This is a genomic window from Streptomyces sp. NPDC000880 (assembly GCF_053599675.1).
Genome location: NZ_JBSFMS010000039.1, coordinates 43,667 through 55,371 on the forward strand (window position 1 = coordinate 43,667; position 11,705 = coordinate 55,371).

Genomic DNA, 11,705 nt, shown 5'->3' on the forward strand with positions numbered 1-11,705 from the left:
ACAGCCCTCAGGTGATCTCATGATCGGTCGCATCCCCGTCCTGGACGTCCGCCCCCAAGTCGACTGCGGAAGAAGGCCCGCAAAAGCCGTGACCGGTGAGACCTTCCCGGTCACCGCCACCGTCTTTCGCGAGGGCCATGACGCGGTCGCCGCCAATGTCGCCCTGCGCGACCCGAGCGGACGCCCCGGACCCTGGACCCCCATGCGCGAACTCGCGCCCGGCACCGACCGGTGGGGCGCCGATGTCACTCCGGACTCCGAAGGGCGCTGGACGTACGCCGTCGAGGCCTGGAGCGACCCGGTCGCCACCTGGCGCCACCACGCACAGATCAAGATCCCCGCCGGGATCGACACCGCGCTGGTCCTCGCCGAGGGCGCCGCGCTGTACGAGCGCGCCGCCGCCGGGGTGCCCAAGCGCGACGGCCGGGAGGCCGTGCTCGCCGCCGTCGACGCGCTGCGTGATGAGGCGCGGCCCGCCGCCGCCCGGCTCGCCGCGGCCCTCGCCCCCGACGCCAGAGCCGCGCTCACCCGCCACCCATTGCGCGAACTAGTCACCGCCTCACGCCCGTTGCCCCTCATCGTCGAGCGCCGGCGCGCGCTCTTCGGCTCCTGGTACGAGCTGTTCCCGCGCTCCGAGGGCTCCGTCGTCACCGAGGGCAAGCCGCCCGTATCCGGCACCTTCCGCACCGCCGCCGAGCGGCTGCCCGCCGTCGCCGCGATGGGATTCGACGTCGTCTATCTGCCGCCCGTCCACCCCATCGGCACCACCCACCGCAAGGGCCCCAACAACACCCTCTCCCCCGGCGCCCACGATGTCGGCGTCCCCTGGGCCATCGGCTCGGCCGACGGCGGCCACGACGCGCTCCACCCCGACCTCGGCACGTTCGACGACTTCGACCACTTCGTCGAGACGGCGCGCGCCCTGCGCATGGAGGTCGCCCTGGACTTCGCGCTCCAGTGCTCGCCCGACCACCCCTGGGTGGAGAAGCACCCCGAGTGGTTCCACCACCGCGCCGACGGCTCCATCGCCTACGCCGAGAACCCGCCCAAGAAGTACCAGGACATCTACCCCGTCGCCTTCGACCAGGACTTGCGCGGACTGGTCAACGAGACCGTGCGCATCCTGCGCTTCTGGATGGACCACGGCGTACGGATCTTCCGCGTCGACAACCCGCACACCAAGCCCGTCATCTTCTGGGAGAAGGTGATCACGGACATCAACCGCACGGACCCGGACGTGGTCTTCCTGGCCGAGGCGTTCACCCGCCCGGCGATGATGCACACCCTCGCCGCCATCGGCTTCCAGCAGTCGTACACGTACTTCACCTGGCGCAACACCAAGCAGGAGCTGACCGAGTACCTCACCGAGCTCTCCGGCGACACCGCCTCGTACATGCGCCCCAACTTCTTTGTGAACACCCCGGACATCCTGCACGCCTACCTCCAGCACGGCGGCCGGCCGGCGTTCGAGGTGCGGGCGGTGCTCGCCGCGACGCTGTCGCCCTCCTGGGGTGTGTACGCGGGCTACGAACTGTGCGAAAACGCCCCCGTGCGAGACGGAAGCGAGGAGTATCTGGACTCGGAAAAGTACCAACTACGGCCGCGTGACTGGGAGTCGGCGGAACGGGAGGGTCGCACCATCACGCCCCTGATCACCGCCCTCAACCGGATCCGGCGCCGCCACCCCGCGCTGCAGCAGCTGCGCGACATCCACTTCCACCACGCCGACAACGACGCGGTGATCGCCTACTCGAAATCCGCCGAGGGCCCTTCGGGACCGAACACCGTCCTCGTCGTCGCCAACCTCGACCCCCACCACACCCAGGAGGCCACGGTCTCGTTGGACATGCCGCACCTCGGCCTCGACTGGCACGAGAGCGCACCGGTGCGCGACGAGCTCACCGGCGAGACCTATCACTGGGGCAGGGCCAACTATGTGCGCCTCGAGCCGGGCATCACGCCCGCGCACATCGTCGTTCTGCGACCGTCCCCGCCGATCGGAGGGTCACCCACATCATGATCGTCAATGAACCCGTCCACGACCTTTTCGAGGACACCCCCGCCAAGGACCGCGACCCCGACTGGTTCAAGCGGGCCGTGTTCTACGAAGTCCTGGTGCGATCCTTCCAGGACAGCAACGGCGACGGCATCGGCGACCTCAAGGGCATCACAGCCAAGCTGGACTATCTGCAGTGGCTGGGCGTCGACTGCCTCTGGCTGCCACCATTCTTCAAGTCCCCTCTGCGGGACGGTGGTTACGACGTCTCCGACTACACCGCGGTCCTCCCCGACTTCGGCGACCTGGCCGACTTCGTGGAGTTCGTGGACGCCGCGCACCAGCGCGGCATGCGCGTCATCATCGACTTCGTCATGAACCACACCAGCGATCAGCACCCGTGGTTCCAGGAGTCCCGAAGCGACCCCGAGGGACCCTACGGCGACTACTACGTCTGGGCCGACGACGACAAGCAGTACCAGGACGCCCGGATCATCTTCGTCGACACCGAGACCTCCAACTGGACCTTCGACCCGGTGCGCAAGCAGTACTACTGGCACCGCTTCTTCTCCCACCAGCCGGATCTCAACTACGAGAACCCGGCGGTGCAGGAAGAGATCATCTCGGCCCTGCGCTTCTGGCTGGACCTCGGCATCGACGGCTTCCGTCTGGACGCCGTGCCGTACCTGTACCAGGAGGAGGGCACCAACTGCGAGAACCTCCCCGCCACCCACACCTTCCTCAAGCACGTACGCAAGGTGATCGACGCGCACTACCCGGACACCGTGCTCCTCGCCGAGGCCAACCAGTGGCCGGAGGACGTCGTCGACTACTTCGGCGACTTCCCGGCGGGCGGCGACGAGTGCCACATGGCGTTCCACTTCCCGGTGATGCCGCGGATCTTCATGGCCGTGCGGCGCGAATCGCGCTATCCGGTCTCCGAAATCCTCTCCAAGACACCGGCCATCCCGAAGAACTGCCAGTGGGGCATCTTCCTGCGCAACCACGACGAGCTCACGCTCGAGATGGTCACGGACGAAGAGCGCGACTACATGTACGCGGAGTACGCCAAGGACCCGCGGATGCGCGCCAATATCGGGATCCGCCGCCGGCTCGCGTCGCTGCTGGACAACGACCGCAATCAGATCGAGCTGTTCACGGCGCTGCTGCTGTCGCTGCCCGGATCGCCGATTCTGTATTACGGCGACGAGATCGGGATGGGCGACAACATCTGGCTGGGCGACCGGGACGCCGTACGGACCCCGATGCAGTGGACCCCCGACCGGAACGCCGGATTCTCCTCCTGCGACCCAGGCCGACTCTATCTGCCCACCATCATGGATCCGGTCTACGGCTACCAGGTCACCAATGTCGAGGCGTCGATGGCCTCGCCGTCCTCGCTGCTGCACTGGACCCGGCGGATGATCGAGATCCGTAAGCAGAACCGCGCCTTCGGGCTCGGCTCGTACACCGAACTGCCGTCGTCGAACCCGGCGGTGCTCGCCTTCACCCGCGAGTACAAGGACGATCTCGTGCTCTGCGTGCACAACTTCTCTCGGTTCGCGCAGCCCACCGAGCTCGATCTGCGGGCGTTCAGCGGACGGCATCCGGTGGAGCTGATCGGCGGGGTGCGGTTCCCGTCCATCGGCCAGTGGCCCTACCTGCTCACTCTGGCGGGCCACGGCTTCTACTGGTTCCGGATCAGAAAGGACACCGCGGCCGGCTGACCCCCAGGTAATGAGACGTACCTCCGCGGGGCGGTTTCCGCCGCCCCGCACCGGGCACTCTCCCCTTCATCCCCGCGCGCCGCCGGACAGCCACAGCTGCAATCCGGGACACTCTGCGCATTCTAGGTGTACCCGGGGAAAGGACGCGATGCCATGTCGGAGGCTGCATCCACGCGGACTCCCGTCGCACTTCTCCCGTCGCTCGCCCCTCTGCTGCACGCCTGGTTGCCCCACCAGCGATGGTTCTCGGGCAAGGGCCACCCGGTCACCGGCTTCTCGCTCGTCTCGGCGACCGAGCTGCTGCCGCTGGACGGCGGGCCAGGTCCCGGGCTGCTGCATATGCTCGTACGGGTGAAGCAGCCGGGTCTCTTGGCCCCCTCCTCACAGGACTGCTACCAACTTCTCCTCGGCGTACGCGAGACACTGCCGCCGCATCTCGCGCCCGCACTGATCGGCCATCTGGCCCAGGGCCCGCTGGCCGGGCGAACGGTCTACGAAGGCCTGCACGATCCGCGGCTCGCGGAGCTGATCCTGGAGCGACTGCGCACGCCGGGCGCTCTCGGGACTCTCCGCTTCGACCGGTTCGACCGTGCCCCCGCCATCCCCGCCGATCTCGCCGCGCGCCCGCTGGACGTCGAGCAGTCCAACTCCTCGCTGGTGTACGGCGATGCGTACATCCTCAAGCTCTTCCGCCGCGTTCACCCGGGCCCCAACCCCGATCTGGAGCTGCCGCTCGCGCTGGCCCGCGCCGGGTGCGACCGGGTGCCGGTGCCGGTCGCCTGGTACGAGGCCATCTCGCCCGAGCCGTACACCCTCGGCGTGCTGCAGCCGTTCCTGCGCGGCTCGCAGGACGGCTGGCTGCTCGCGCTGGACTCGCTGGCCGCCGGGGAGGCCTTCACCGACGAGGCCCACGCTCTCGGCCGTGTCACGGCCGAGGTGCACACGGCACTCGCGGGCGAGCTGCCCACCGTGATGCTGCGCCGGCAGCAGGCCGAGCACCTGGCAGACGCGATGGCCCAGCGTCTTGAAGCGGCCGCGCAGGCGGTGCCCGCTCTGCTGCCGTACGTGCCAAAGCTGCGGGCCGCCTTCGACGAGCTGGCCGCGCTGGGCAGTCACGGCCGCGCCTGGCGGGCCCAGCGCGTCCACGGCGATCTCCATCTGGGGCAGACCCTGCGCGGCGGCGGCCCGCACGGCGACGGCCACTGGTCGGTCATCGACTTCGAGGGCGAGCCCGCCCGGCCGCTCGGTGAACGCCGCAGGCCGCAGCCCCCGGTGCGCGATGTCGCCGGGATGCTCCGCTCATTCGACTACGCGGCCCGCACTCACCGACCCTGGAACCCCGACTGGGCGGAGCGCTGCCGTACGGCGTACTGCGACGGCTATGCCGAGGCCGGCGGCGACGATCCACGCGCCGAGCCCGAACTGCTGCGCGCCTACGAGACGGACAAGGCCGTGTACGAGGTCGTCTACGAGGCCCGGCACCGCCCCGACTGGCTTCCGGTGCCGATGGCAGCGATCGACCGCCTGGCCGCAACCACCTGATCCCCCACTGCCCGAGGAGGCCGACCCCCGTGAGCGCCCGACCCCCGTCCCGTAATTCCTCCGACCCCGACGTGCCCAAACAGGTGGCCGACGCCGCGCCCCTGGGGAAGAAGACGGCAGCGCCGAAGCCGCGTGCCGGCGGCAGCCATGGCGTACGGGCGGCGCGGCCGCTCGCGGAAGGTGACCGGGAGCGGCTGCTGGCCGGCGCCCATCACGATCCACACGCGCTGCTCGGCGCGCACGAATTGCGGGGCGGTGTGGAGCTGCGTGTACTGCGTCCGTTCGCGCAGTCGGTGACCGTGCTCGCCAAGGGGCTGCGGGCCGAGCTGCACGAGGACGGCGGCGGTTTCTTCTCGGGTGTGCTGCCGCTGCGCGCCGCCCCGGAGTACCAGCTGCTGGTCGCGTACGACGACGGTACCGACACCGGGACCGAGATCGAGATCGAGGTGCAGGATCCGTACCGCTTCCTGCCCTCGCTCGGCGAGCTCGATCTGCATCTGATCGGCGAGGGGCGGCACGAGGAGCTGTGGCGGGTGCTGGGCGCGCACCCGATGGCTCACCAGAGCGTCACCGGAACCCGGTTCACCCTGTGGGCACCCAATGCCCGCGGGGTGCGGGTCATCGGCGACTTCAACCACTGGGACGGCACCGGCCATCCAATGCGCTCGCTCGGCTCGACGGGCGTCTGGGAGCTGTTCGTTCCCGGCGTCGGCGAGGACGCGCTCTACAAGTTCGACATCACCCGTCCGGACGGTTCGCACACCCTGCGGGCAGACCCGATGGCGCGGCGCGCCGAGGTGCCGCCCGCCAACGCCTCGATCGTGACGGAGTCGCACCATGTGTGGCATGACGAGGAGTGGATGGCGCACCGCGGCGACCGGCCGATCCACGAGGCGCCCTTCTCCGTCTACGAGCTGCATCTCCCCTCCTGGCGCCCGGGCCTGACCTACCGCCAGCTCGCCGTCCAACTCCCCGCGTATGTAAAGGATCTGGGCTTCACGCACGTGGAGTTGATGCCGGTCGCCGAGCACCCCTTCGGCGGATCGTGGGGCTATCAGGTCACCGGCTTCTACGCCCCGACCTCCCGGATGGGCACCCCTGACGACTTCCGCCATCTCGTCGACGCCCTGCACCGGGCGGGCATCGGCGTGATTGTCGACTGGGTGCCGGCGCACTTCCCGAAGGACGACTGGGCGCTCGCGGAGTTCGACGGCCGCCCGCTGTACGAGCACGAGGACCCGGCGCGTGCCGCGCACCCCGACTGGGGCACCCTCGAGTTCGACTACGGCCGCAAAGAGGTGCGCAACTTCCTGGTCGCCAACGCGACGTACTGGTGCGAGGAGTTCCACATCGACGGGCTGCGGGTGGACGCCGTCGCCTCGATGCTTTACCTCGACTACTCCCGCGAGCAGGGCGAATGGACGCCGAATGCCCACGGCGGCCGGGAGAACCTGGACGCGGTCGGCTTCCTGCAGGAGATGAACGCGACCGTCTACCGGCGCTGCCCCGGCGTCGTGACGATCGCCGAAGAGTCCACGGCCTGGGACGGTGTCACACGCGCCACCCACCATGTCGGCCCGGGCGGCTTCGGCGGCCTCGGCTTCGGCCTGAAGTGGAACATGGGCTGGATGCACGACTCGCTGGGCTATGTCTCGCACGAGCCGGTGCACCGCAAGTTCCACCACAACGAGATGACGTTCTCGATGGTGTACGCGTACAGCGAGAACTACGTGCTGCCGATCTCGCACGACGAGGTGGTGCACGGCAAGCAGTCGCTGGTGAGCAAGATGCCCGGCGACTGGTGGCAGCAGCGCGCCAACCACCGCGCCTATCTGGGCTTCATGTGGGCCCACCCCGGCAAGCAACTCCTCTTCATGGGCCAGGAATTCGCGCAGGGCGCGGAGTGGTCGGAGGGCCACGGCCCGGACTGGTGGCTGCTCGACCCGTCGTACGCGGCCGAGGCGGACCACCGCGGGGTGCGGCATCTGGTGCGCGATCTGAACACCGTGTACGGCGCCACCCCCGCGCTCTGGCAGCGGGACACCGACCCTGGGGGCTTCGCCTGGGTGGACGGCGACGCCGCCGAGGACAATGTCTTCGCGTTCCTGCGCTACGACGCCTCGGGTTCGCCGCTGCTCGCCGTGTGCCACTTCTCGCCGGTGGTGAGGCACGAGTACCGGCTCGGTGTACCGGACGCGGTCCAGGCGTGGACGGAGACACTCAACACGGACGGGGCGCGGTACGGCGGCAGCGATGTGCTCAACCCTGACCCGCTGAAACCGGAATCAGTGCCGTCGCACGGCCGCCCGGCGAGCATTCAGCTGACGCTGCCGCCGCTGGCGACGTTGTGGCTACGGCCGGCGTAAGCTGCCGCGCCCGGACGGGCTTGCCGTGCTTTGCCCTCAGTCGCCGGGCAGGCTCGGCCGAGCCCGTCCGGCGATTGAGGAAACCACCCCCAGATGCTGGGTGGCACGGGTGAGCGCCACATAGAGGTCGTTCGTCCCGTGTGGCGAGCCGGAGCGGATCAGCTCCGGCTCGACGACGATCACCGTGTCGAACTCCAGGCCCTTCGCCTGCCGCGGGTCAATCAGCACGACAGGCCGGGTGAGATCCGGTTCGGCCCCTTGGCCGGCACCGGGCAGCTCGGCCGCGAGGGCGGCGTGGAGCCCGCCCGGGGCGATCACCGCGAGCCGTCCCTCGTGGGGCGCCCCGGCCACCCGCTCGGCAACGGTACGGGCCACTTCGTCCGGGGACACGGCCGCCTCCCACGGCTTCACGCCCGTCGAGCGCACCGAGCGCGGCGGCTCGAAGGCCGGGTCCTCGCTCCGCCGCACGTCCGCCGCGAGCTCCATGATCTCGGCGGGCGTACGGTAGTTGACCTCGAGGCGGGTGTGCTGCCAGCGGTCGCCGACGTAGGGCTCGAGAATCCGCTGCCACGAGCCGCAGCCCGCCGCGTCGCCGGTCTGGGCAGGGTCGCCGACCAGGGTCATGGAGCGGGTGGGGCAGCGGCGCATCAGCAGCCGCCACGCCATCGCCGAGAGCTCCTGCGCCTCGTCGACGATGATGTGCCCGAAGGCCCAGGTCCGGTCGGCGGCAGCGCGTTCGGCGGCGCTGCGGTGGTCGGCTTCCTCCTGGCGCTCCGCCATCCGCTCGGCGTCGATGATGTCGTGCGCGGCGAGCACTTCGGACTCCTGGTCCTCGAACTCGTACGTCTTCGAGCCTTCGGAGAGCTCCAGCACGCCCTGCGCGTAGGCGATCCGCTCCTGCCGCTCGGCCTCTTCGGTGGCCCGCTCGGCGCTGTTGTCGACGCCGAGGAGCTCGGCGGCCTCGTCGAGCAGCGGCACATCGGCGGGTGTCCAGGGACCGGCGGTGCGCCGGACCAACTCGGCTTCCTTATCGGCGAGTTGCGCCTCGGGCGCGGCGAGGAAGTCCGCGACGAGCTGCTCCGGTGTGAGCGGGGGCCACAGCTCGTCGATCGCCGCGTGCACCTCGGCACTGGTGGCGATCTCCTTGCCGAGCTGGGCGATGTCGTCGACGCCGAGGAGGTTCGGCCCTCCGAAGGGATCCGCGCCGAGCCGGTCGGTGAGCTGGGCGGTCAGCGCGTCGATGATCCGGAAGGCGAAGTGCGGCCGGGCGAGATTGTGCGGCAGCCCGGTGGCACGGGCACGGTCGCGGGCGTCGTACGCCATCTCACGGTCGAGCCGCAGGATTCCGTACTCCTCATGGTCGATCTCCAGCGCGGGTCCGGGCAGGGTGTCCTGGCCCTCGTGGTCCGACTCGGGCACGGACTCGGGCAGCGCCTGCCGGTCGCGTACGACACGGGCCAGCACATCGGCCATCTCTGCGCGGCCCTTCACCTCGGCGGCCTCGGGGGTGTCGGTGCCGGTGGCCCGTACACCGGGGCAGAGCTCGGCCATCGTCGACAGCAGCACGCCCGTCTCACCGAGCGAAGGCAGCACCTGGCCGATGTAGCCGAGGAACGCCGGGTTGGGCCCCACAATCAGCACGGCGCGCCTGGCCAGCTGCTCGCGGTGCGCGTAGAGCAGGTACGCCGCCCGGTGCAGCGCCACCGCGGTCTTCCCGGTGCCGGGCCCGCCCTCGACGACGAGGACACCGTGCCGCGGCGCACGGATGATGCGGTCCTGCTCGGCCTGGATGGTCTGCACGATGTCGGCCATCCGCCCGGTGCGCGCGGCCCCGAGCGCGGCGAGCAGCACGGCGTCCGCGTCATGCTCCTCGTACCCGGTGCGGGTGGTGTCGGCGAGGTCGAGGATCTCGTCGTGGAGGGCGGTGACGGTCCGCCCCTTGGTGGTGATGTGCCGCCGCCGGCGCAGCCCCATTGGCTCATGCCCGGTGGCAAGGTAAAAGGGCCGGGCGACGGGCGCGCGCCAGTCGATGAGCAGCGGGGTGCGGTCGGTATCACCCTCCCGCATTCCGATACGCCCGATGTGATGGTGCACGCCGTCTTTGAGATCGATACGTCCGAAACACAGCCCGGAGTCCACTGCATTCAGCCCGGAGAGCAGCCCGGACTGCTCGGCGACGAGCACATCCCGCTCGACCCGGGTCTGCCGACCGGTGCTGACCTGGCCGATCGTCGTCTTGACCGCGGCTTCGGCCTGCTCGCGGAGTGCATCGAGGCGCTCGTAGAGCAGGGAGACGAATTGCTGCTCATTGTGCAATTCCTCGGTTGACAATTCAGCTCCTGACGCGATATGGTGTCACCAATGAACTCCTCCATGCGCTTAGTTGTGCATGGACGTGAAACACTCAATATTCGCAGACGAATACCCCGGCCGTCAATTCGGCACCGGGGTATTTTTTGTGCGCCGAGAAGATCCGGTGCGCGAGCGACTGACGGTCTGCGGCGCACGGCCGGAGCTGCGGCCGGCGGGCCAGCGCCATGCGCTCTACGGCACGGACGGTTTCGCGACCGCGTGGGTCTGAGACGTCGAACCGGGCCTCATTCACGACCTGGCTACCGGCCGCTGCCATGCCCTGCCCGCTCTCTACACCGCGCCGACTCCTGCGTGGGACCCGCGTCGTACGCGAGGGTGCTTGATCAAGATCGACGCTAGGCTTGGCGGCAACGTCACGCTGGAGTGTTTGATGCGCAAATGCCTTCCGGTCTTCACCATTGTGTTGGCTACGGCAGCACTGATCGCATTGTCGGGTTGCGACAGCACCCCGCTCGAAACCAACACCGCAGCCGCCCGCGCCGCTACGCCGACGGCCGAGGAGTTCTCCGGCCAGGTCGACGTGGGCGGCGGTCGGAAAATCTATCTACGCTGCAAAGGAAGCGGAAGCCCCACGGTCATTCTGGAATCCGGGCTCCACGACTCGTCCGACACCTGGAACGTGACCGATACACAACCGCCCGTGCCGAAGTCCCCAGCGGTCTTCCCAGGTGTCGCAACGTTCACCCGTGTTTGCGAATACGACCGGCCCGGAACCATCCGGTATACGAAGCCCCCCACACTCACCGAGCGCAGCACGCCCGTGACGGGCCCGCGTTCCCTGACGAACATGGTCCGTGACCTCAACAAGGTGCTGACAGCGGCGAAAGTCCCCGGCCCGTACCTACTCGTCGGCCACTCCTTCGGAGGAATGGTCACGCGGTTGTACGCTCAGATCCATCCGAAGCAGACAGCCGGACTTGTCTTCGTCGACGCCTTCGGAACGAACATGAAGCCGTTCTTCGGCAAGGACTGGACTTCCTACCTGGAGTTACTCAACCATCCCGGTACAGCCCTCGATACAAAACGCGGATTCGAGACCATTGACGTCGACGGTGCAATCGAAGCAGTTACCAGAGCGAGACCCATGCCGGAAATACCCCTCGCCGTTGTCAGTAAGACGAAGCCCTTCGCCTTTCCGCCCGGAAGCCCGAAGTCTCTCCTGACAACTCTTGAGCGGGCCTGGCCGAAAGTTCAGCAGGCACTGGTGGATCTGGAGCCGCAGACCCCCCATTTCCTGGCCACGGGAAGCGATCACTACGTGCAGATCCGTGATCCTGACCTGACGATCAGCGCAATCAGGCTTGTCGTCGGCCGCGTCAATAGCGGGTCACCGTCTACGTAGGTGGGCGGACCCAACGGTGACCGTGGAGGCCGTATGGAGGGCGCGGATCTGGTGCTTGGGTTCTGCCACGGTGACCAGAGTGGGGGCGCTGTTCGATGCGCGCTATCGAATTACCGGGGCACTCGGCCGCCGAGCCTTCGGTAGCAGATGAGAGCGGCGGCGAGGCCGGCGAAGGCGAGAGAGTGCTCGGCCTTGCGTTCGTAGCGGCGGTGCAGGCGGCAGCACCCGGACGGCGGTATCCCGCCCACCAAGGGCTCCAGCCCCACTAGACCCGGACTTCGCAGGTCGTCGTTTCAGGTCTGGGGCCAGCGGGTTCGCGTGATGTCTGTTTCGAGGAGATCGAGGAGGTGGAGTTGGAC

General features: G+C 68.8%; 6 protein-coding genes. 5 read left to right on the plus strand and 1 reads right to left on the minus strand.

Translation table 11 applies throughout. The features are described from left to right. The first annotated feature begins 19 nt into the window (after positions 1-19). The 4 genes from ACWDO5_RS15735 to glgB all read left to right on the plus strand — a co-directional run bounded on the left by ACWDO5_RS15735 (position 20) and on the right by glgB (position 7,631). Positions 20-2,020: an alpha-1,4-glucan--maltose-1-phosphate maltosyltransferase gene (locus tag ACWDO5_RS15735; RefSeq protein ID WP_450530836.1), complete on the plus strand. Its 2,001-nt coding sequence runs from the start codon at positions 20-22 to the stop codon at positions 2,018-2,020. Further along, positions 2,017-3,723, plus strand: a complete 1,707-nt coding sequence (gene treS, locus ACWDO5_RS15740; protein ID WP_450530837.1) for a maltose alpha-D-glucosyltransferase — start codon at positions 2,017-2,019, stop codon at positions 3,721-3,723. Before ACWDO5_RS15735 ends, treS begins: the two co-directional genes overlap by 4 nt. Positions 3,724-3,876: 153 nt before the next feature. After that, positions 3,877-5,265 carry a maltokinase N-terminal cap-like domain-containing protein gene (locus ACWDO5_RS15745; protein ID WP_450530838.1) on the plus strand — a complete coding sequence of 463 codons (1,389 nt, stop codon included), beginning with the start codon at positions 3,877-3,879 and terminating at the stop codon, positions 5,263-5,265. A gap of 101 nt (positions 5,266-5,366) precedes the next feature. Further along, positions 5,367-7,631: a 1,4-alpha-glucan branching enzyme gene (gene glgB, locus ACWDO5_RS15750; protein ID WP_450530842.1), complete on the plus strand. Its 2,265-nt coding sequence runs from the start codon at positions 5,367-5,369 to the stop codon at positions 7,629-7,631. A 36-nt stretch (positions 7,632-7,667) separates the two neighbouring features. On the opposite strand, the gene ACWDO5_RS15755 is transcribed toward glgB, so the two are convergent. Beyond that, positions 7,668-9,962: a HelD family protein gene (locus ACWDO5_RS15755; RefSeq protein ID WP_450530839.1), complete on the minus strand. Its 2,295-nt coding sequence runs from the start codon at positions 9,960-9,962 to the stop codon at positions 7,668-7,670. 361 nt (positions 9,963-10,323) lie between these two features. On the opposite strand from ACWDO5_RS15755, the gene ACWDO5_RS15760 reads away from it, so the two are divergent. Beyond that, complete coding sequence (locus ACWDO5_RS15760; protein ID WP_450530840.1) at positions 10,324-11,346, plus strand: alpha/beta fold hydrolase; 1,023 nt, start codon at positions 10,324-10,326, stop codon at positions 11,344-11,346. Positions 11,347-11,705: the final 359 nt, after the last annotated feature.

What these genes read in the sequence shown, in the direction of transcription:
- ACWDO5_RS15735 (WP_450530836.1), top strand. Translation starts at nt 20, where the DNA reads ATGATCGGTCGCATCCCCGTCCTGGACGTCCGCCCCCAAGTCGACTGC.
- treS (WP_450530837.1), top strand. Translation starts at nt 2,017, where the DNA reads ATGATCGTCAATGAACCCGTCCACGACCTTTTCGAGGACACCCCCGCC.
- ACWDO5_RS15745 (WP_450530838.1), top strand. Translation starts at nt 3,877, where the DNA reads ATGTCGGAGGCTGCATCCACGCGGACTCCCGTCGCACTTCTCCCGTCG.